Here is a 25083-nt window from a genome sequence, read left to right as displayed (position 1 = left end):
CTCGATGCAAGGTTAGCATCATTATTGGCCCCACTGGCAGCGTTGCTTGCAGCGGTATTGGCACTAGCAGCTTCGGAGGAAGCGGAACTAGCACTATTAGAGCCGGCAATTCCGGCATTCGCGGCGTTCGATGCGATCACACTTTGTGCACTGGCAACGTTTGCAGCATCGGTAGCTAGCTTAGCATCGGAAGCAGCTCTGGAAGCAGCACTCGATGCAGACTGAGTCGCCGTGGAGGCAGTGATGCTAGCAGTTACAGCAACGCTGGCAGCAGAACTGGCAGTGACAGCTTGGGAGGCTGCAACTACGTTGGCAGAGGATGCTGAGTCAGCATTCCCAGCCGCAGCATAGCTTTGCGCAGCACTAGCGGCAGAATCCGCAGCGCTGGCAGCTAAGCTGGCGGTGATGCTTTGAGCATTCGCGGTCGCAGCAGCAGTCGCAGCGGCACTCTTGGCGTTTTGAGCATCGGCGTTGGCCGAGTTAGCATCAGCATGGGCCGAACTAGCAACACTAGCGGCAGAACTAATCAAAGTAGCAGCTGAAGTTATCACGGTGTTGTTTGGTTGGGCAGCTGCTTCAGCACTGACAGCCGTTGAAGCAGTGGCAGCAGTCGTATCAGCAGCGGCAGTCGAATCAGTCGATACCTTAGCGTCACTAGCATAACTGGATGCTAAGGTTGCGTTCGCATTGGCGCCACTCGCAGCGGTAGATGCAGCAGAATTGGCACTGTTGGCCGATGCAATCGCATCACTAGCACTAGCTGAACCCTGCGTCCCGGCGTTAGCAGCGCTAGAAGCGACTGCATTAGCAGAGGATGCGGATTGGGCAGCAGCATCAGCAACCTTGGCATCGGAAGCAGCTCTGGATGAGGCGCTGGATGCGCTTTGGACAGCCGTCGATGCGGTTTGACTGGCAACGACAGCGTTCGAGGCGGCCACACTAGCGGTTGAGGCTTGGGTAGCTGCAATTGAGTTAGCCGTAGCTGCATCGGAAGCATCACCAGCAGCAGCGTAGCTCTTGGCATTCGATGCAGCCGTCGAAGCAGCAGCGGCGGCGGAACTAGCGGCACTGCTTTGTGCATTCGCACTAGCGGCAGCAGCACTAGCAGCACTCTTGGCAGCTTGGGCATCGCTATTTGCCGAATTAGCATCGCTATGGGCAGCACTAACGACGGCAGCAGCCGAAGTAGCGACCGAAGCGGCGGAACTAACAACGGCGTTCGATGGGTTGGCAGTTGCATAGCTATTCGCTGACTTCGCATTGCCAGAGGCATTACTATCATCGTTGGCAACATCACTGGTCGATGCACTAGTTTGACTAGCGAGACTCGATGCTAAGTTGGCATCGTTGTTCGCACCACTAGCAGCGTTACTTGCAGCGGTGTTAGCACTAGATGCTTCGGATGAGGAAGCATTGGCACTACTAATGGCAGCACTCCCAGCACTCGCAGCGGACGATAAGATCGCACTTTGCGCACTGGCAACGTTCGCAGCGTCAGTAGCAACCTTGGCATCGGAAGCAGCTCGTGAAGAAGCACTCGAGGCACTCTGGGTCGCAGTCGATGCGGTCAGGCTAGCAGCCACAGCAACACTGGCGGCCGAACTAGCGTTGGCAGCTTGGGATGCGGCGACCACGTTGGCAGAGGATGCTGAAGTAGCATTCCCGGCAGCAGCGTAGCTTTGCGCAGCAATAGCGGCGGAATCAGCGGCACTGGCAGCCGAACTAGCGTTAATGCTTTGGGCGTCAGCAGTTGCAGCAGCACTGGCGGCGGTACTCTTAGCGCTTTGGGCATCGGCGTTGGCCGAGTTGGCATCAGCATGCGCTGAACTAGCGACACTGGCAGCGGAGCTGATGACAGTGGCAGCCGAGGTCACAACCGTGTTATTTGGTTGGGCGGATGCAGCCGAACTAGCAGCGGTGGACGCCGTTGCAGCGGTTGAATCTGCAGCCGCAGTCGAGTCAGTCGATACCTTGGCATCACTGGCGTAACTGGATGCTAAGGTTGCATTGGCGTTAGCGCCACTTGCAGCGGCAGATGCAGCAGCATTGGCACTGTTGGCTGATGAAATGGCGTCACTGGCACTGGCTGAGCCCTGCGTCCCAGCGTTAGCAGCGCTGGAAGCGACTGTATTAGCGGAAGATGCAGATTGGGCAGCAGCATCAGCAACCTTGGCATCGGAAGCGGCTCTGGATGAGGCGCTCGATGCGCTTTGAACGGCCGTTGATGCGGTTTGACTCGCAACGACGGCGTTGGAAGCAGCCACACTTGCGATGGCGGCTTGGTTCGAAGCAATCACGTCAGCAGCGGATGCGGAGTCAGCATTCCCGGCAGCAGCATAGCTCTTGGCGTTCGATGCCGCCGTCGAAGCAGCAGCAGCAGCCGAACTAGCGGCACTGCTTTGTGCATTCGCACTAGCGGCAGCAGCACTCGCAGCGCTCTTAGCAGCTTGGGCATCACTATTTGCTGAATTAGCATCGACGTGGGCGGCACTAACCACGGCAGCAGCCGAGGTAGCGACCGAAGCAGCCGAACTAACGACGGCATTCGATGGGTTAGCGGTAGCGTAGCTATTCGCAGACTTTGCATTGCCAGAGGCATTGCTATCATCATTTGCAACATCGCTGGTCGAAGCACTGGCTTGACTAGCGAGACTCGATGCTAAGTTGGCATCGTTATTCGCCCCACTGGCGGCGTTACTTGCCGCGGTGTTAGCACTAGCGGCTTCGGATGATGAAGCATTGGCGCTACTGGATCCAGCATCCCCGGCACTCGCAGCACTGGATGCAACTGAACCAGCAGAAACCGCTGCACTAGCAGCATCACTAGCAAGCTTTGCATCCGCAGCAGCACGGGCAGAGGCACTCGATGCAGTTTGCACAGCAATCGAAGCGGTTTGACTAGCAGCAACGGCGGAACTAGCAGCTACACTTGCCGTAGCAGCCTGCGTGGATGCAACCACGTTAGCAGCAGATGCAGAATCAGCATTCCCGGCAGCAGCATAGCTTTGCGCAGCTTGCGCAGCAGAAATGGCTGCGGAAGCAGCGGAGCTAGCGGTCGTGCTTTGCACATTCGCTGATTGGGCTGCGGCACTAGCAACACTCTTGGCTGATTGAGCAGCCGTGTTAGCAATATTAGCATCAGAATGAGCGGAACTAGCGGTTGCAGCAGCAGAATCAACGACGGAAGCAGCGGAACTAACCACTGAGTTAGTTGGGTAAGCTGAAGCATAACTATCAGCTGACTTAGCCACCTTAACGGTCGTGCTGTCCGCACTAGAAGTCGTATCGGTAGATACTTGCGCATCGCTAGCGTAACTGGATGCTAGGCTGGCATCTGCATTGGCGCCATTCGCAGCATTACTTGCAGCCGTATTCGCACTGGTAGCTGAGCTAAGGGCTGCACTGGCACTGGCTGAGCCCTGCGTCCCGGCATTGGCAGCGCTGGAAGCAACTGAGTTGGCAGACGATGCAGCTTGCGCAGCAGCGTCAGCAACATTAGCATCGGAAGCGGCCCGAACGGAAGCGCTCGATGCACTTTGGACGGCCGTCGATGCGGTTTGACTAGCAACCACAGCGTTAGAAGCGGCAACACTAGCGGTCGAAGCTTGGACGGATGCAATCGAGTTAGCAGTGGATGCATCAGAAGAATCACCCGCAGCAGCGTAACTCTTGGCGTTCGATGCAGCTGTACTTGCAGCAGCAGCAGCCGAACTAGCGGCACTGCTTTGCGCATTCGCACTAGCGGCAGCAACACTGGCAGCGCTCTTGGCAGCTTGGGCATCACTATTTGCTGAATTAGCATCGACATGGGCAGCACTAGCAGTTGCAGCAGCAGAAGTAGCGACCGAAGCGGCCGAACTAACAACGGCGTTCGATGGGTTAGCGGTAGCATAACTATTTGCTGACTTCGCATTGCCAGAAGCATTGCTATCATCGTTGGCAACATCACTGGTCGAAGCACTGGCTTGACTAGCGAGACTCGATGCTAAGTTAGCATCGTTATTGGCCCCACTGGCGGCGTTGCTTGCGGCGGTGTTGGCACTGGCTGCTTCGGATGACGAAGCATTGGCACTATTGGTCCCGGCACTCCCGGCACTAGCAGCAGCCGCAGCAATTGAGTTTTGAGCACTGGCAATGTTGGCAGCCGTAGCAGCAGCGGCAGCATCGGAAGCAGCCCGTACTGAAGCACTGGATGCACTTTGCGTAGCAATCGAAGCAGCAATGCTGGCAGCAACGGCGCCACTCGCAGCGGTACTGGCAGTTGCAGCCTGTTGGGCAGCCACTAAGTTCGCGGAAGATGCAGAATCAGGATTACCTGCAGCAGCGTAGCTTAGGGCAGCGCTGGCAGCAGAATTAGCAGCACTGGCGGCTGAACTAGCGTTGATGCTTTGGGTATTCGCACTTGTAGCAGCAGTAGCAGCAGCACTCTTGGCACTTTGTGCGTCAGCATTAGCGGAATTAGCATCCGCATGGGCGGAACTAGCAACGCTGGCAGCGGAACTAACCAAAGCAACAGCAGCATTTACCGCTGCATTGGTTGGGTTAGCAGAGGCAACGGCACTAGCGGCCTTCGATGCAGTCGTAGCGGTGGTGTCGGCATTGGCAGCTGAACCGGTAGATACATTAGCATCACTAGCATAACTAGATGCTAAGACTGCATTCGCATTGGCGCCACTGGCGGCGTTAGATGCAGCGGTGTTGGCGCTGTTAGCTGAATTGATGGCATTGTTGGCACTGGTGATCCCCTGTGCTCCAGTGTTAGCGGCGTTGCTGGCATTATTGGCAGCATCGGAAGCTACACTAGCAGCAGTACTTGCTACGACTTGATCAGAAGCAGCTCTAGATGCAGCACTGGATGCACTTTGGACGGCAATTGATGCGGTCTTAGATGCAGCAGAAGCCTGAACCGCCGCGTTACTTGCATCCGTTGCCTGAGCGGCTGCGGAAGCATTCGCATTGGCAGCAGCAGATTGGTCCCCATTGGAAGCGTAGCTCTTGGCAGCAGAAGCGTAGCTTGAAGCAAGCACTGAAGCGGAACTAGCAGCAGTCGCAGCACTATTCGCTGAAGCTGCAGCATTAGATGCAGCACTCTTAGCACTTTGGGCATCGTTGTTAGCGGAATTAGCATCATCATGGGCAGAACTAACCACCGCTGCAGCTGATTTAGCAACGGAGTCAGCAGCACTGACCTGCTTATTGGTTGGGTTGGCAGAAGCGAAGCTATCAGCAGTCACAACTGCATTTGAAGCTACACTATCATTGTTAGCAACGTTGCTAGTTGAAGAACTAGCAGCACTGGCATAACTAGATGCCCTACCAGCATCTGAATCGGCACCGTTAGCAGCATTGGATGCAGCCGTTGAAGCGGAATTAGCCTCTGAATTAGCTGCATTGGCACTCGAATCACCCTGGGTCCCAGCATTAGCAGCGGAGCTAGCAGCATTATTCGCATCACTAGCTTGACTAGCGGCCGTACTTGCAATCGATTGATCGTTCTTAGCACGACTAGCTGCTGCATTCGCTTCATCCGTAGCATTACTTGCGGCGTTGGCAGCATTGGAAGCAATTTGTTCTTGAGAAGCAGCAGCATCAGCAGCGCTAGCGGCAGCGGACTTAGCAGCTGATCTGGAATCTGGAGCTAAGCTTGGGTTACTTGCATCAGCAGCGGCACTAGCAGCAACGGAGTAAGCAGATGAAGCCGCCGTTTGCGCGTTGGTAACTACTGACGATGCGGAACTAACCGTTACGGAAGCACTCGAAATAATCCCACTTGCTACCACGGCATCAGAAGCAGCCTGTGAGGCAACTACCGATGCAGAGTTAGCATTAGAGACTGCACTCGCAATGGTTGAATTTTGAGGATGCGCAGCGGCTTGTGCTGCAGCAGCCTGAGCCGCAGAACTTGCGTTAATGACCGATTGATTAATAGCACTAACCGCTGAACTAGCAGCGCTAGTGTCATTGGCAACCGCACCACTATTAGCATTAACGGATGTAGCATGGCTATCAGTGGCGGAAGAAGCGTTTGATGCCCGTAGTTTACTTTGGTTGGCATCGTAACTTGCGGCTCTGGATTGCGCATCAGAGGTTGCACTGGAGGCCGTTGAAGAAGCCTGACTGGCAACGCTCGATGCACTTGCAGCATTGGAAGCAGCAATTGAGGCCGCACTGCTTGCAGCGGCAACCGAGGCAGCGGCAACTTGGGCATTTGAATTTTGCGTAACCACTTCATTGGCAGCGGCAGTTGCTTGAGCGTTGAAATTATCGGCAGCAGAGCTATCACCTGCTTTCGCAGCACTCGCAGCTTGGCTGGCATAACTACTTGCGGAGTTATTGGCAACACTAGCAGCATCCCGTGCACTAGCAGCACTGACTGCAGCTTGACTAGCGGCAGCACTGGCGGCAGCGGCACTGGCATTAAATTGATCAGCACTCGCCTTAGCAGCGGCGGCGGATGCAGCGGCGGTGGAAGCCACGCTCGCATCACTATTCAAAGCAGCTGTTGTTGCTGGATCGGCACTCTGTTCAGCTGATGCGATCGATGAAGTAACGGATGAAGCATTATTGGCATCGATTGCTTGCGAACTGGCCAGACTAGCAAGCGAAGCTAAGCTAGTGGCAGTGGAAGCAGTGGAGCTAACGTTCCCAGCAACTGCGGCGTTATTCCGCCCAGCACTGGTATTAGCATCAGAAGCGGTACTTTCAGCTGCTGATGCTGAATTAGCAATGGATGCAGCAGCACTAACCTGTGAATTTTGTACACTGATGGCGTTGCTAATGGTAGCCTGTGCATTGGCGGCATCACTTGCAGCACTGGAGGCGACCGTTGAATCAGATTGCGCCCGAACAGCAGCACTGGAAGCTGATTGAGCAGCGGTGGATGCAGCACTCACGGCAACAGCAGCGCTAGCACTAGCTGAAGCAGCACTAGAAGCAGCGCTCACGGCAGCGGCAGCGTAACTATCACCACCAGCATAGTCCTTAGCAGCATAAGCGGATGCAGCACTCGCACTAGCGGTATTAACGTCAGAGACTGCCTGTTGTGCAAGTGAACTTTGGTAACTAGCAGATTGGCTGGCAGCATCGGCGGCAGCCTTAGCAGCAACAGCTTGTGAATTAGCAACGCTGGCATCGGCAGATGCACTCGACGTAACGACGTTGGCAGAATTAATGGTGCCAGCAGCAACACTAATTGCAGAATTACTTGGGTTGGCTGAAACGGCGGAGCTAGCATATTGACTGTTGGCACTAGCGGCTGATGAAGAGCCACTGGCTCCATAACTAGCAACGCTGGCAGCACTAGCGTATTTCGAAGCATCTTGATCATAGGAGTTAGCTAAACTAGCACTAGCGGAAGCCCCACTTGCAAAGCCAGGGGCAACGCTAGCGGCACTGGAAGCAGCACTAGCACCGGAACCGGCATTATTCGAGTTAGCGGAACTAGCCTTAGTAGCGTCCTTACCAGCACTAGTAGCAGTACTATTGGCAGATTGTGCAACAGTATTCGCACTCTTAGCAAGCGAAGCGGCGGCGGAAGCATCCTTAGCAGCTTGTGCAGCCGCAGTGCTTGCGTTATTAACAATCACCGCTTGCGCAGCTGCAGCGGCGGCAGCCGAAGCAGCAGCCGAAGCATAAAAACTAGCAGACGCCATGTTGCCGGCAGCTGAGGCCGCATAAGCGGAAGCCGCGTTCTGCAGGGCTGCAGCGGAGTAGTTATTCGTAGCAACGGTTGCAGATGAGGCGATCGAATTAGCAGATGAAGCAGTGGAAGAGTCAGTCCATGCTTGACTAGAAGCGCTTAGCGCAACGCTGGCAGCACTAGAGGCAATGACCGCGGTGCTAGCAGCAATTGAAGCATCTTTTGAAATTGATGAATCGGTTGGGTTGGCCGAAGCAATTGAAGCCGTTTGATCAGCAACGTTTTGGGCGTTCGTAGCCGCGGTACTAGCAGAATCATTAGCAGAACTTGCAACTAATGAACTGTTATTAGCAGCTTGACTATTAACCACCACTCCTGATGAAGCGGAACTAGCGGTACTGGATGCACTAGAAGCCACTGGTTGAGCATTGGAAGCTACATTAGAAGCGGCATCGGTAACACTAGCAATGGAGGAAGCTAGACCGATTTTAAGAATTGAGGCACTATTTGCAGCATTATAGGTCGCTGTCTTTGCATTTGCAGCATTTTGCGATTCAGTCGTTGCCTGTAGAGCAGCACTATTAGCCTGAACATTATAGGACGAACCAGAAGCAGCAGCGTTACTTGCAGCCGAGACAGCCGAAATTGCTTGACTCGCAGCGGTGGAAGCGTTGGCACTATCACCCTTAATTGCATAGCTAGCAGCAGTGGAAGCGTAGCTACTTGCCGCATTCGAAGCAGCGACGGCAGCAGCATATTGACTGGCAGCTTGGCTAGCGAACGAAGCTGCGTTAGAACTATCAACATTCGCATTCGAGGCAGCGATTGACCCAGCTGCTGAAGCGGATGCAGCAGTTGAAGAGTAGCCATCAGCAGTAACAGATGCACTCGCAACGCTTAGATCATTTAAATTGACGGACGCAAAGCTAGCCACCGCAGAAGAATTCGAGGTGACCTTAGCAACGTCCCCTGTCGTTCCAGCAGCAATTTTAGATGCATTCGTTGCATTTGAGGCAGCCGAACTAGCAGCAATTGACGCACTATTTTGGGCTACGCTTGCAGCACTAACGTATTGACTAGCACCATCAGCAAGTGATTGGGCTCCATTAGCGTTTGAGATCGCCTTACTTGCAGCAACCGCATTCGAAGCAGCAGTTGAGGCCGCATTATTGGCAGCTGCGGCAGTCGAGGCATCGGTTGAAGCCCGATTCGATGCACTGCTTGCCCGACTATCAGCATTGGAGGCAGCACTCGAAGCAGCCTGGGCACTTGCTAATGCAGTATCGGCATTAACAGCAGCACTAGCGGCTTGTGAAGCAAGCATCTTAGCAGCATCCCCATGGGCACTCGAAGCAGCAGCGGCGTATGAATTAGCAGCCGAGGCAGCATTCGAGGCAGCGGTAGAAGCAGCAGTGGCACTAGCTAAAGCTGCATCGGCATCGGCCTTAGCTTGATTAGCATCGGCAGAAGCACTCGTGGCATCAGCAGAAGCAGCGTTAGCAACTGAGGCCGCCGAACTGGCAACGGAGGAAGCTTGGGCAATCACAGCATTGCTACTGTTGTTATTAAAGATGCTGTTAACGACCCCGGCCGCAGAATTAGCAGCGCTAGTTGAATCACTCGCCTGACTGGATGAAACGCTTGCCTGACTGGACTTCAATGAAGCATCATTATCAGCATTAGCAACCGCAGCCGAGATTTGGGCAACGGAATTACTATCTGAGCTGGCCCGAATAGCATCGCTTCCAGCATTAGAAGCAAAGCCGCTATCTAACGTACTCCCAGCAGAACTTTGGGCACTGGCAGCGTCGGATGCAGCGGAACTAGCAGCGGCAGCGTCGGATGCAGCAGCAGTGGATGCCGAATCAGCACTCTGCTTTGCAGCACTAGCAGCGCTATTGGCTGCAGTGGCAGCATTGGATGCATTAATTGCATCAGAAGCATACGATTTCGCTGCGCTAGCAGCAGATAATGCGGCGCTTGAGTTTCCAGCAACAGATGCTGAGCTAGCAGCGGCGCTTTCAGCAGCAGCGTTACTATTAGCTGCAGAGGCAGAGGCACTGGCCACACTGGCATTGCTACTTGCAATTGAAGCAGCGGTACTTGCAGATTGAGCAACGGAGTTTTGGACCGTAGCGTCACTGGAGGCAGCACTAGCCTTAGCTACCGCACTGGAAGCAGCTGATGATGCAGCTGCCAACGAACTGTTACTTGGGTTAGCTGAGACCATTGAATTAACAACTGAAGCAGCGGAGTTGGTAGCACTAGCGGATGCCGAGGTTGCATCAGAAGCCGCCTTGACACTGTTAGCGTCGTTCGAAACGGCACTAACGATTGAGTTCGTATTTGAGGTCACTGAAGAAACCGGTGCGTTGGCACTGGAAGCCACTGAAGCAGCGGAACTGGCAGTACTACTTTGATCGGTAACATAACTGACGTTTGACGAAGCGAAAGCAGCGGCGCTCGATGCTACACTCGCAGCACTGGAAACTACGCTTTGGGCGCTACTTGCAACATTAACTTGTGAGTTTGCCACTGCGTTGGCACTCGATGCGGAATCACGAGCAGTACTTGCAGCACTATTAAATCCATCTGCAGCACTCTTCGCAGCGATCGCATTGCTTGCATCGGTTTGAACGGCTGACAGGTTCCCAGCATCAGCATCACTTCTAGCAGCAGAAGCAGCGGAACTGGCAATTGATGATTGCACACTAGCGGACTGAGCAGCGTTAGCAGCAGCACTGGCAAACGAACTAGCAGCCACACTAGCTGAGTTAGCTAGACTGGAAGCACTAGTTGCAGAAGCAGATGCAGCACTAGCGGACTGCGAAGCCGCATTAATGGTACTGGAAGCAGAATTTACAACGGCATTACTTGGGTTGGCGTTTTGAAGACTATTGACACTGGTTTGAGCACTGGTAATCGAGCCCATGGAGTTATTTGCAGCCTGGGATGAAGCACTAACGGAAGCGGATGCACTATTGGCAGCAGCAGCATAGCTCCCGGCTCCAGAATTACCACTACCAGCGGTATTACCAGCAGAACTAGCGGCAATCGAAGCCGCCTTGGCTGCAGATTCAGCAGAATTAACGTTATCGTATCCACTACCAGCGATGTCATGAATAAATGAATTAGCGGAGGAAGCGGCAGCGTTAGCTGTGGCAGCAGCAGCATCCGCGGAATTTGCTGTAGAATTAGCACTACTCATGTCCTTCGCAGCGGTGGAAGCATCGTTATTGGCAGCATTAGCACTCTGGGCCGCATTGGATGCAGCGGCAGCAGCAACACTAGCGACTTGTGATTCCCGACTAGCAGTCGATGGATCACCATTTGAAGCGGCAACTTGTGCAGCGACCGATGCAGAACTGATTGCACTGACAGCAGAGCTAGCAACCGAGCTAGCGCTCGCAGCGACCGAACTATCCTTGTTGACCCGCGATTCGGCTGATTGAGCAGCATAATTAGCACTAGCGGCAACGGAAGCAGCAGCGCTTGCGTTGTTAGCTTGTGAAGTAGCAGTTTGAGCAGCACTTTGAATGGCTGGATTAGCAGGATAGCTTTGGGCCATTGAATTGGCAACCGATGCAGCGGAACTAGCTAACGTAGCCTGATTACTTGCATCATTATTTTTACTCGAGACGTTATTGGCCATTGAGCTCATTGAGCTTGCAGTGGATGAAACGTTAGAAGAATCAACATTAGCGGTACTCGAAGCAGTAGATCCCTTTGCAGAATCAATAGCAACGCTGTTGGCAGTTACGATTGCTTGACTAGCAGCTTCGGCAGTGTTTTGAGCAGCCTGTGCAGCTATTGCAGCAGAACTGGCCAATGATGAATCGGTTGCAGCCCGGTTCGATGCTGATTGAGCAGCTGATGCCGCTGATGAGGCATTCGTTTCAGCAACCGAAGCACTATTGTTGGCAGCCTCAGCAGCATTGGCAGCAGAAACTGCAGCACTCGAATTATATGGTTTGGCACTCGCATCGCTCGCAGCAATTGAATTAGCAGTGTTTGCTGATTGAACTGCAGCGCTAGCGGATGCGGATGCAGCTTGAGCAGCGGTATTAGCAGCGCTAGCTTGATTAGCGGCAATCGATCCATCAGCACTGGCGGAAGCAGCAGCTGAGCCAGCTTGACTAGCGGCAGATTGAGCACCCGCAATTACCTTGTTATTCGGGTACGTACTTTCAATTGAATTGACCGCATTGGAAGCAGCACTAGTGACACTGGCAGCAGAACTAGTTTGAGCATTCGAACTCTGTGCACTAGCGTTCGCAATTGAAGCTGCCCTAGCATAACTATCGGCATTGTTTGAATGAACAATGGCAACTGAATCAGCATTAGATGCCCGAATGGAGTTCAAAGTAGCATTCGAAGCATCCAAACTAGCGGCGCGTGATTGGGCACTGGCAGCATTTTGACTCCCAATTACGTTTACGGCACTCGCAGCGGCAGCGGCGGATCTAGCAACGGATGCGGCACTCGATGCGACCTGCGATTCACTATAAGCAATCGAACGAGCAGAACTAGCGCTGGACGCAGCAGAGATTGCAGCACTGGCCTGTTGAGATGCCACTACACTAGCAGCTGAAGCAGTCGATACGTTTCCAGTAGCAGCAGCAATGACTGCAGCGGATGCAGCACTCGATGCGACCACATAAGCGCTTGAAGCGGCTGAACTTGCATTATTAGCAGAAGCAACAGCGGTGTCAACGGCGCTACTTGCTGATTGAACCACACTGTTAGCACTACTGGTAACACTATTCGCGCTCGAAGCAGTCGAATATGCAGACTTAGTCGCTGAAGCATATGAAGAAATTAATGGATCATTCGAATATGCAGACGATGCTGAGTTTGCAATCGATACTGCACTATTGGCAGCAGCAGCGGCCGAACTAGTTGAAATATAAGCACTGGATGCAATGTCAGATGAAATCGAAGCATCAAATGAATTATTAGAAACCCCTGATGTGACCCCACTTGCACTATTTTGATTATTTGCAGCTACGCTGGCAGCTGAAGACGCCCGTTTGGCATCATTAACGGCTCCAGAGGCATACCCATTCGCAGCATTGGCAGCATCATTAGCAGCACTCAATGCACTAGTAGCGGTGCTGGCAGCACTCGAGGCCACAATGGATGCAGAAGTAGCACTAGCGGCAGCGTTGGAAGCATCAATGACAGCGGCACTAGCAGCACTAGAATCAGCCTGGGCCTTCGTAGAAGCAGCGCTGGCATCAACAGCGGCTTGGCTGGCCTGACGCGCAAACTTATTCCCAGCAACGTAGTTACCAGCAGCGTAGGCAGCAGAAGCAGCAGCCTTAGAAGCTGAGGCAGCAATGGCAGCAGATTTAGCAACTGAATCTTGTTGACTAGCATCATTAGCTGCTGAATCGGCAATTGCTTTAGCAGTGGAAGCAACGGTATTGGCACTGGCTGCAATCACATCTGCTGAACTAGCGGTACTGTTGGCACCACTAGCTACTGAAGCAGCACTGGAAACGACCACGTTTTGTGGGTATTGAGAAGCAAGACTATTTACCTGTCCGGTAGCAGCACTGGCTACGCTGGAAGAATCACCCGCACCACTATTAGCATCGCTAGCGATCTTGGCATAGCTATCGGCACTGGATGCTGCAAGTGAAGTGGAACTAACGATGGGTCCAGTAACGTCCTTAGCATTAGAAGTCGTGTTAACGGCATTCGAAGCCATACTACTCCCAGCACTAGAATCAGATGGGGTGGCCCCATTAAGCGCATTCGCAGCACTATCAGCGGAACTGGCGATTGCTGAGTATGAATTAGCAGCAGTATTAGCAGCAGCAGCCCGACTGGCAGCATTAGAACCAGCAATCGAAGCAGCATCAGCGATACTGGAGGCACTTGAAGCGTTTGAAGCCCCCTGCGAAGCCCGGATAGCAGCAGAAGTAGCGGCACTAGCGGCACTAGCGGCAGCGGAACTGTTGTTAGCACTGGCAGCAGATGCTTCAGCAGCAGATGCAGAACTAAAGTCAATATTGGCAGAATTAACGTCAGCATCAGCACTCGCTGCAATTGAATTTGCACTCGATGCTGTTGACGATGCTCGGTAAGCATCATTCGATGCTGAATTAGCATCGGATGCAGCTGATTGAGCCGCACTTGCTGCAGAAGCAGCTTGTGAAGCAAAGGCTGATAACGACGAGTTCGTTGGCGCAGCAGATGCAATTGCAGACGCATCTTGGGCATCAACGTTCGCACCGTTCGCAGCGGATCTAGCAACTGAATTATTGGAACTAGCTTGGGCTGAATCGGTATTAGTGGCGGAACTATCATTATTCGTATCGTTAGCGGCATTCGAAGCAGCATTTGAAGCGGAGGTAACGACAATTCCGGCAGAACTAACAGCGCTATTGGCACTGGAAATTCCAGCGGAAATTGCGTTTGATGCATCATTAGCAGCCGTCGAAGCAATTAATGCAGCATTGGATGCAGCTGATTGATCAGAGGCAGCCCGTTGAGCAGCACTAAGGGCGCTTTGGGCAGCTGAGTTCGCAGCATTCGAAGCGTTATTAGCACTCGATAATGCGGCATCGGCATCGGCAGCAGCACTTTCAGCCTGACTTGCTAGTGAAGATGCAGAATCACCGTGCGCAGATTCAGCTTGGGCAGCATATGAACTAGCAGCAACGGCAGCATTTGACGCAGCCGTCGATGCAGCCTTAGCACTATCAACAGCTGCATCAGCAGAGGCCTTCGCAGAGTTAGCGGCACTCGATGCAATCACTGCATCGGAAGATGCGGACGACGCAACGACACTAGCGGATGCGATAGCAGCGGACGCGCTTGATACAACTGGGTTTTGACTATTATTACTGTTTAAACTATTAACATTAGCTGAAGCACTGTTAACAGCACTAGCGAAGCTGCTGGCTTGATCATTATCCCCACTTGCAGCAACTGAAGCCTTGGAAGCAGCGTCAGCATTATTTTGAGCTGAAGTAAGGTCTTGACCGGCAGCACTGCTATCCTGAGCTGCTCTAGAAGCGGCATTACTTGCTCCAGTAGCATAACCACTGTCTAATGCATTTGAGGCAGCAGCAGCGGCACTGGAACCGTCATGAGCAGCTTGACTCGCGATAGTTTGATCCTTTGCGATGGCAGCATTGGCCGAAGAAGCAGCAATGCTTGCAGCATCGGCGGAAGCACTCGCCTGGCTGGCAGTGTTACTTTCATTAACGGCCTGAGACGCAAATGACTGGGCAGCGGATGCAGCACTGGAGGTTGCACTAGCGTCCCCGCGCTTAGCAGCATTACTTGCAGCAATTGATTGTTGAGCAGCTTGGCTGGCAGCAGCTGCTGCTGCGGAATTAGCAGAGCTAGCAGTAGAACTAGCAGCAGAGGCCGTGGTACTTGCTGATTGCGCAACTGAATTTTGCATCGTTGCGTCTTGGCTAGCAACACTCGCAGCATTGTAGGCACTATTAACTACAGATGCCGCACTATTAACTGCGCTGTTGCCAGGGTTATTGGTAGCCATTGAGGCAACGGAACTCTGGGCAACACTGGCAGTATTAGTAGCATCTGAAATTGCGGAGCTAGCTAATTTAACGGCAGCAGCATTGGATGATGCCGCACTGGCACTGATGATTGCAGAACTAGCAACTGATGAAACTGGTGTAGCGGTGGCAGCGGCATTTGCAGCAGCCGTGCTAGCGGTTGAACTATCGTTAGTCACCTGATTAACATTGGCAGTGGCATCAGAAGCGGCACTTGAGGCAGCACTGGATGCACTGGATGCAACTGAAGATGCAGTATTAGCCGTATTTGATGCTGAATCGGCATCGGAAGCAGCGGCACTGGCATCAGCATTCGCATTGGATGCGTCGGTAGCTGCAGAGGTAGCAATTGAAGCTTGTTGATTTGCAAGATCAGCCTCTGATTGAGCGGATTTTGAGTTCCCAGCAGCAGCATAGCTACTAGTAGCAGTGGAAGCCGAACGCGCCGCAGAAGCAGCGGAACTGGCAACCACATTTGCACTGGAAGCCTTCACATTATCTGAATCGACCCGGGAATTTGCAGATGAAGCAGCGGAACTGGCAGCAGAAGCATCACTGGCAGCAGAACTAGCTGCAGAACTAGCAGCGCTTGCAACCGAGTTGGCACTGGATACCACCGTATTATCTGGGTTCGCAGAAGCAAGTGAACTGGTCGTGCTAGCGTATGAACTAGTGTCATGGGCTGAACTCTGGGTAGCAGTGTTAGAACTAGCAACACTGTTTACATCAGAAGCAACCGAAGCTGCATGGGAGGCCGTGTTAGAGGCATCAATCGCCCCGTTGGAAGAACCAATTGCTGCACTCGAGGCGTTAATGGAAGCCTGATCGGCATTTTGAACAGCGGTAGAAGCTTCACTATTAGCACTAGATCCACTGTTAACGTTCGCAGCGGCATCGGCAGCAGCTTTAGAAGCCGCGATGGCAGCATTGGAAATCGCAATGGATGCATTGGCAGCGTTAGCAGATGCAGTGGAACCAGCGGTAACCTGAGAATCAGCTGCATTACTTGCATCTTCAGCAGAATGTTGGTCAGCAATTGCACTATTCGCAGCAATCGAAGCAGTAGAAGCTGCAGAGCTAGCTAGTGAATTATTACCAGCAGAAGCTGCAGAATGAGCGACTGATGCTGCTGAATCAGCAGTTGAGCTTTGAACGTTAGCAGCCGAAGCTGCTGAACGAGCCGTTGAAGCATAGGAGCTTGCGGCAACACTAGCAGAATTAGCTGCAATTGAGGCATCAGTTGCATCCTTAGCTGCTGAATTAGCGACTGAAGCCGCAGAAGAAATCGTTGCAGAAGCACTACTTACCGTGGAGTTAGCAGCATTAGACTGGTTTAGACTATTAATTTCATTTTGGGCAGTGGTAACCGAAGTCATTGATTGCGCAGCTTGGCTAGACGCCGAACTGGCTTCACTAGAATAATTATTGGCCTGACTAGATGCACTATTCGCACCACTGGATGCATTTGAAGCCGCTGTATTTGCAGCCTTTGCAGCGGAATCAGCAGCACTTGCAGCGGAATCGGCACTATTAACAGCATCACTCCCACCATTAGCGATATCAGAGGCCTTTTGAGCTGCACTTTTGGCAGAATTAGCAGCATTCGAAGCCACGACAGAAGCTGACGAAGCAGCTGTTGATGCACTATCCGCAGCAGAAGCTGCAGATGATGCATCTGCATTCGCCTTTGATGCATTATCTGCAGCAGTCGAAGCACTATCCGCAGCAGTCGAAGCAGCACTTAGTGCTGTCGATATAGCTGAGGAATCACCCTTAGCAACGGCTGAACTAACAGCAATCGAGTCAGACTTTGCTGCCGATGCTGCATTACTTGCATTAGCATTAGCGGTAGATGCCACCGCATTATCACTATCAGCCCGTGTTTTAGCTGAAATGGCAGCTGAGTTAGCATTTGATGCATCAGTCGAAGCAGAAGTTGCCAGGGATGCAGCAGAATTAGCATCACTAACGGCACTACTTATTGCCGAATTAGATGGATTACTATTTAAGATATTTTGAGCATCAGCTGCATATGAATTAGCAAGCGATGCAGATGAACTAGTCGTTGAGTTATTGGCTGCGACGCTAGAAGCCGTAACACTAACTGAGTTTGCATGGGAAGCTGCATTAGAGGCAGCAATTGATCCATTTTCAGAACCAGTCGCAGCATTAGAGGCGCTAATTGAAGCTTGTTCAGCATTGGATACATACGTGCTAGCCTGTTGGTTTGCACTGTCACCAGCACTAACGGCTGAGGAAGCATCGGCAGCAGCTTGAGAAGCCGCAATGGCAGCCTTTGAAATCGCAATGGATGCATTGGCAGCGTTAGCGGATGCAGTGGAACCAGCGGTAACCTGAGAATCAGCTGCATTACTTGCATCTTCAGCAGAATGTTGGTCAGCAATTGCACTATTCGCAGCAATCGAAGCTGTAGAAGCTGCAGAGCTAGCTAGTGAATTATTACCAGCAGAAGCTGCAGAATGAGCAACTGATGCTGCTGAATCAGCAGTTGAGCTTTGAACGTTAGCAGCCGAAGCTGCTGAACGAGCCGTTGAAGCATAGGAGCTTGCGGCAACACTAGCAGAATTAGCTGCAATTGAGGCATCAGTTGCATCCTTAGCTGCTGAATTAGCGACTGAAGCCGCAGAAGAAATCGTTGCAGAAGCACTACTTACCGTGGAGTTAGCAGCATTAGACTGGTTTAGACTATTAATTTCATTTTGGGCAGTGGTAACCGAAGTCATTGATTGCGCAGCTTGGCTAGACGCCAAACTGGCTTCACTAGAATAATTATTGGCCTGACTAGATGCACTATTCGCACCACTGGATGCATTTGAAGCCGCTGTATTTGCAGCCTTTGCAGCGGAATCAGCAGCACTTGCAGCGGAATCGGCACTATTAACAGCATCACTCCCACCATTAGCGATATCAGAGGCCTTTTGCGCTGCACTTTTGGCAGAATTAGCAGCATTCGAAGCCACGACAGAAGCTGACGAAGCAACTGTTGATGCACTATCCGCATCAGAAGCTGCAGATGATGCATCTGCATTCGCCTTTGCTGCATTATCTGCAGCAGTCGAAGCACTATCCGCAGCAGTCGAAGCAGCACTTAGTGCTGTCGATATAGCTGAGGAATCACCCTTAGCAACGGCTGAACTAACAGCAATCGAGTCAGACCTTGCTGCCGATGCTGCATTACTTGCATTAGCATTAGCGGTAGATGCCACCGCATTATCACTATCAGCCCGTGTTTTAGCTGAAATGGCAGCTGAGTTAGCATTTGATGCATCAGTCGAAGCAGAAGTTGCTAGGGATGCAGCAGAACTAGCATCACTAACGGCACTACTTACTGCCGAATTAGATGGATTACTATTTAAGATATTTTGAGCATTAGATGCATACGAACTAGCAAGTGATGCAGATGAACTAGTCGTTGAGTTATTGGCTGCGACGCTAGAAGCCGTAACACTAACTGAGTTTGCATGGGAGGCCGCATTAGAGGCAGCAATTGATCCATTTTCAGAACCAGTCACAGCATTAGAGGCACTAATTGAAGCTTGTTCAGCATTGGATACATACGAGCTAGCCTGTTGGTTTGCACTGTCACCAGCACTAACGGCTAAAGAAGCATCATTTTCAGCTTTAGAAGCTGCACTGGCAGCATTGGAAATCGCAGTAGATGCACTCGAAGCCACGGAATTAGCCGATGAAGCTACGGAAGCCTCACTAGCGGCTGAATCCCGAGCAGCAGAAGCACTACTGTTAAACGTTGCCGCCGAAGCAGCAGCAGCCTTAGCACTCGAGTCAGCAGCCTGAGCAGCATCAGTATTTCCAGCACTAGCAGCGCTAGCAGCAGCAGAAGCGGCAGAACTAGCAATCGATGCCTGTTCACTAGCTGACTTGGCAGCAGCATTTGCACTCGCTGCGTACGAACTAGCAGCAAAACTGGCTGAGTTAGCAGAACTCGAGGCATCGGTAGCATCCTTAGATGCGGAACTAGCGACTGAAGCCGCAGAAGAAATTGCTGAAGATGCACTACTTACCACTGGGTTTGCTGAAGCTTGACTGTTTAAACTATTAATGCTCGTTTGAGCAGAAGCAATTGAACTCATCGACTGAGCAGCTTGACTGGAAGTAGCACTAGCTTCACTAGAGTACTTACCCGCAGCATCAGACGCACTATTGGCCCCATTACTACTGTTAGTTGCTGAATCACTTGCTTGACTAGCACTGCTTTTGGCTTGACTAGCATAATTAGCGGCTTCATTAGCAGCAGTAGTTGCCCCTTTGAAAATACTATTTGCAAATGAGTTTGCGGACTGCACTACGGAATTAGCGGAGCTAGCATCCACAGCGGCACTAGCAGCAACACTGGAAGCACTCGATGCAGCACTCGAGGCACTCGCTGCATCGCTATTAGCATTAGAAGCGTCACTAGCAGCGGAAACAGCATCACTAGCGGCAGAACTAGCAGCACTTGCAGCGCTAGATGCAGCAGACTGATTACTGTTAGCGGCATAAGAACTGGCAGCAGAAGAATAGGAAGAAGCATTATCCGACGCACTATTTGCTTTTGAACTAGCAGTTGATGCCTTGGCATTATCTGCATCAGCCCGACTCTTTGCCGACTGGGCATCAGAGTTAGCAGAACTAGCAACACTAGCAGCGGAACTAGCAATAGTATTTTCAGAACTAGCCACTGAAGCAGCAGAGCTAATTGGAGCGTTTCCAGAATTCTTAGCTGCAATCGACTGGGTATTAGAATTAGCTTGACTAGCATCACTTGCAGCGGAGCTAGCAACTGAATTGTTGATGGCTGCACTGGATGCATTCACACTAGCGTCACTAGCACGAGAAACAGCATTTGAAGCTCCACTGGAAGCATTTGAAGCAGCAACTGAAGCAGCGCTAGCTGCAGTGGAATTTGCAGTCGAACCGACACTGTTAGCGAGACTAGTAGCCGCAGAATTAGCACCAGAAAGAGCATTAGATGCATCTGTTGCAGCAGCATTTGCACTCTTCAAATTATCTGCAACGATTACTTCAGCAGATGATGTAGCGCTATTAGCAGTAATGGCAGCTTGATTGGCGGAAGAAAGTGCAGCCCTATCAGAGACAGCACTAGAATCGTAATAAGCCGAACTAGCAGTTGATTGAGCATTTTGAGCATTTGATAAATCACCGTTCGAGGCATAACTTTGAGCAAGTGAAATTTGGTAACTAAATACAGAATAAGCTGAACTAACTGTAGCTGATAATAAACTAACAGTACTAGAAGCGGCAATTGCTTGTGACTGACTAAACTGAGCAGTGTTATTAGCTGATGAAGCAGCAGCGAATGCTGACGACATGGTTAATGATGCTGAACTAGCAGTTGATTGAGCACTTTTAATTGCAGAATCAGAAGGATAGAGATTGGCAATGCTTGCAACTGCTAAAGACTGATTACTAGTATTAGCCGAATTTGATGCAATTTGACTGTTCTCGCTACTTGCTTTATTCGCAAGGGACTTGGCAAGACTAGCAGCAGCGGATGTAATCACATATCCCTGGATTTCAGCTGAACGCTGATCGTTGATTGCCTGTAAGGCAGCCTTTTGCCCATCGGTATTAATGGAATTCACTGATGCCGATGATGCCAATGCAGCAGAAGCAGCAGATGCAGCAGCAGATGCAGCACTCAATGCAGACGAACTAATTGGAGTTTGCGCAGAAGCAACACTAGCCTGTGGCGATAAACTAGCGGCGCTGTTAAAGGCAGCAATCGCACTAGATGTTACGGAAGCAGCAGTGCTAGCGGTTGCGGAATAAGAAAGGGCTGCAGAAAGAGCCGAGCTTGCTGCCGAAGATGCTGAACTAGCGATTGATGATTGTTTGCTAGCATCAACACTGTATGAACTAATAGCAGTGGATGCTGAAGAAACCGCTGATGATAAGCTGGAATCACTAGCTAAGTTTGCATTCTGCGCGCTCGTAAATGATTGTGCGGAACTACTATAAGTGTTCACAACGGATGATGCTGACGAAGCCACACTTGAATAAGAGGTCGCAGCACTAGCCACCGAAGCAGCCAAAGAAGCGTATGAAGCAGTGCTACTGTTAGCCGTTTGGGCGGATGTGTTGTACTTCACCGTATTATTAGGCACGATTATGTTATCGGTGATCTTACCACTAACAGTAGTTGTATTGTTTTGAACCGGTGTAGTGGCTGGGTTATGAGTAGTGTTAGTAATGACAGTATTGCTACCACTATTCTTAATCTCAGTACTACTATTAGTAACTTGGTACTGAGCAGTCACAATTACATCAGTAGGTGCAACGGTAACTGCATTGATTGCATGGCTATAACTATACGTATAAGTCCCATCACCAGTCTTAGTAAATGCTGATACTGGAATGGCTGTCGTATAAGCATTTCGGTAGTCAGAATCTTGACCATTATCAACTGGTTGACTAGGATCTTGTAACATGCCATTGGTAAGGGACGCATTCCCTGGATTATCACCAGCTGCTGGCTTTTCATCCGTTCCATTGGTTTGAACCCGAACGTAAACATAACCGTCAGTACTATTAATATTCGTTAGTTGTAGCGTCGTGTTAATGTCATACTTAGATGCCGCACTAGGATCAGCAGATAAGGCTGGACTTCCTGTAATAAATACAGTTGGCACCGCCTTGAATGACAAGTACTGTGAATTACTATTATCAAAACTAGTAATGGTTTGATCGGCAACTGTCTGCCCGCTTTGATTGTAGACCTGAACCACGTTACCATTAGTACCATTAATTTTAACCATGTATTGAGGTTTAGTATCAGAGACCTTATCAACTTGTCCAATGACAGAATAAGCTAAAATTGGAGACGTATTAAAGAATTTTCCAGCACTACCATTCGCAGTAGCGTTCCCATTAAGACCATTCTTACTCAAAATAATGTCTTTACCCGGGTTATTAATGGTAACAGTCCCGGAATTATTAAGTAATGTCATCCCAGAGTTCGTATTGGTCCCGTCAGAATAAATTTGTAAACTCCCACGGTTTTGGATACTTAAGGTCGCACCGTTACTAATCGTAAATAAATCACCATTGTAATTATTAGCGGAACTGGTAGCGTGAGCAGTAATGGTTCCACCATCCTTTACCATAACGTTACCTTGAATCCAGGTCGGATTATTATCGGTAGGATTATAATTATAAATCGAATTCATAGAACCACCATTAATCGTAACGCTACCACCATTATTAACAACGAAGGCATCGGCCCCGCCATCACCAGGCGCTGCGGTTAGATTAGCGTTCTTGTTAATTGTAACGCTACCATTAACTACTAGCCCACGGTCACCACCGGAACCAGCATTTTCACCGCCCCGGCCACGAGGAACTAGGTACATCGTAGAACCTTGATCTAGAACCAGGTTTTTACCTAATTCAATGTTATTCCCCTGCTCAGTCTTACCATAGTAATAAGAATTAGGCAGTAATTCCAAGGTACTAACCTGCATATTTTGTTGATTATTATTTTGAGTCCCAAAGTTCTTATTGAATGGACTGGTATATTTACCCTCACTAATGGCACTAACCCCACCGTCAATGTAAACATTTGGCAGGTTCGGTCCATAGAATAGTTGAGAACCTTCGAAGTTAACATTCCGATAAGTTAAACTTCCAGAACCAGAATCATATAGGTTGATTGGACCATAAATATTGTATGCATACATCTTGGCCATATTCTCAATCGTTAAACTAGCCGGATTATGTGGATCATAGTGCCACTTTTGCATATCAACAATATGGTTTGCACCATTAATAACCATATTAGTATTAGGCATTGAAGTGTATGCAGTAATATCGGCTGGATTGGCATTATAATCAGAAGTAAATCTTAGTTCAGTATAACCATTAGGGGCACGATAAAAGAAACTAGTAATATTGGCATTAGAAGTATTGTAGGTAACAAAATAGATGTTTTGGTTATTAACCTTATTAGCAACGTCATTGTACCCATAGTTATAATTAGTGGAATTAGCACTTTGTTGGGCGGCGGTTAAATTCGTAACCGCGAAGAAATTCCCACTTTGCTCATTATTAATTGCAGCTTGAGCCCCGTTATAGGCCTGAATATATGGATTGTTGGTGTTGGTATTCAAGACGGTATAAGCACCGCTCCCATCAGCACCGTTCCACCGACCGGTTTCAGCATCGTAGGCTCCCTGGCGCCCTAAGAAGTAGTCGACTGCGTAATTATAAGCAAGGCTTTGGGTTGGCGCAGCGGTGTTAATTCCAGTTCCAGTCAAGTTACCGGCGGTTCCCTGTTGAACGTAGTTTCCAGAAGAAGCTTCGGCACTATCGCTAGGTGAATTAACCACCTGTGCACTGGTATTCCGGTTAACGGAGCCACTGGTTACACTGGTTTGTTGGCCAAGCCCACCGGAACCGTAAATCGCAGATCCAGACTGGGTCCCAGCACTAGCATTCAATGCATTGTACTTATTGTAACCATCAATCGTGGCATTATAACCGGCAACGTAATAGGCATTGCTAGCGGTAAACGAGGCTGCTAAATCAGCTGATTTTAAGTCATCAGGGTGCAATGAGTTCCAAGCAGCCACCGCCCCGGCGTTGGTAGCATAGTAGGCATTCAATCCGTCAGTATAGCCACTAGTACTTGAATTATTCGGATTTTTCCCAGCTAATGCAGCGGAGGAAGCAGCAGAAAAACCAGCGCTAAAGGCGGAACTATAAGCGCTGTAAGCCACACTCGCGTTGGAAATTGCAGAAGTAACTGCAGAATCTGCATTACTACTGGTGTAAGTAGAGCCGGCACTAAAGGCGGAGTAAGCAATGGAATAGGCAGCACTGGATTCGGCACTTTGGTCACTGGAACTACTGCCACTGGTAGTGTTATCAGTCCCTAGCATCCGATCCATTACGTCTTGATCTAATTCCACCGCATCAATGCTAGCGGTCGATGATAAACTAATGGTCATTTCATCCGATGAACTATCACCATCAGCAGCAGAACTCTTTTGAGCATTGGTAGCTGAGGAAGCCACTGATGAAGCTGCTGCAACTGAGGAGGCATATTCCGAAACGCCCTTATTAAAATTAGCATCAGTACTGCTGGAAACCGTGGTTCCGGCCTGCGCAGCGGATGAAGCCGCAGCAAAACCAGCGCTTTCAGCTGAGCTAGCTGAAGCACTGTCGGCGGAACTACTATCTATGGAGCTACTGTCAGCAGAACTACTGTCAGCAGAACTGCTGGTAGCACTGCTCTTGTCACTAGCGGAACTGCGATTGCTAGTGGCACTACTACTGGTTGAATTCGATGATTGGCTGTCATCAGCACTACTGGAAGCAGCGGTTTCGCTTGCTTTACTAGTGGTGCTGGTAGAATCGGTAGAATTGGACCCACTGGTGGCGTCAGCAGCGCTGCTATCAGTAGTGGCGCTGGAACTAACGCTAGTGGTACTCTATTGTGAGCTAGTCGTGTTATTGGCACTGGCATCAGCAGAGGAGCTAGCTGATGCTTTATCCGTGCTAGATGATGCAGAATCTGCATCGCTGTTAGAATCAGATGTATAGGTACTGGTATTAGCATTGGCACTTACCGTTGTAATGTGTTGGCCAATGGCTGCTCCTCCACCAAGAATTGTGAACATGGATAGTGACATGACCACCCATTGTTTCTTGACTTTCCGGAGGACTTTTTTATCGTTTACTTTACTATATTCAAATTTATTATAAAGCATTAAAACATCTCCGATCTTTTGTGTCACTATTAAAAGAGCACACAGTTGTACATGGTTAAATTCTACCATTTATTTGAATGATTAACTAGATTTAAGACTATAAATTTAGCAATGTACCAAAAAAATAAGGGATTTAGGTTGGTTTTTCATCCCAATC

3 protein-coding genes (1 of these 3 running past the window's edge) are annotated in these 25083 nt (G+C 50.4%); 1 reads left to right on the top strand and 2 read right to left on the bottom strand.

Annotated elements, in window-relative coordinates; all coding sequences use genetic code 11:
• A protein-coding gene (locus MOO44_RS04345) for a hypothetical protein (RefSeq protein ID WP_260117192.1) crosses the window boundary here: on the bottom strand, positions 1-24230 show its 5' portion. It extends 16246 nt beyond the left edge of the window; only the first 24230 of its 40476 coding nucleotides appear in the window; its start codon is at positions 24228-24230; its stop codon lies off the left edge, out of view.
• Between MOO44_RS04345 and MOO44_RS04340 the strand changes: the two genes are divergently transcribed.
• Positions 24211-24759 carry a hypothetical protein gene (locus MOO44_RS04340; protein ID WP_260117191.1) on the top strand — a complete coding sequence of 183 codons (549 nt, stop codon included), beginning with the start codon at positions 24211-24213 and terminating at the stop codon, positions 24757-24759. The two genes, MOO44_RS04345 and MOO44_RS04340, sit on opposite strands and share 20 nt — an antisense overlap.
• On the opposite strand, the gene MOO44_RS04335 is transcribed toward MOO44_RS04340, so the two are convergent.
• Positions 24648-24926, bottom strand: a complete 279-nt coding sequence (locus MOO44_RS04335; protein ID WP_260117190.1) for a KxYKxGKxW signal peptide domain-containing protein — start codon at positions 24924-24926, stop codon at positions 24648-24650. The two genes, MOO44_RS04340 and MOO44_RS04335, sit on opposite strands and share 112 nt — an antisense overlap.
• Positions 24927-25083: the final 157 nt, after the last annotated feature.

Source organism: Nicoliella spurrieriana (genome assembly GCF_023380205.1).
GTDB classification, from domain to species: domain Bacteria; phylum Bacillota; class Bacilli; order Lactobacillales; family Lactobacillaceae; genus Nicoliella; species Nicoliella spurrieriana.
The sequence above is the reverse complement of the archived record's forward strand: the minus strand, read 5'-3'. Positions and strand labels throughout refer to the sequence as shown.

Excerpts from the sequence above, each read along its gene's own strand:
- MOO44_RS04335 (WP_260117190.1), bottom strand. The coding sequence starts at position 24,926 with ATGCTTTATAATAAATTTGAATATAGTAAAGTAAACGATAAAAAAGTC.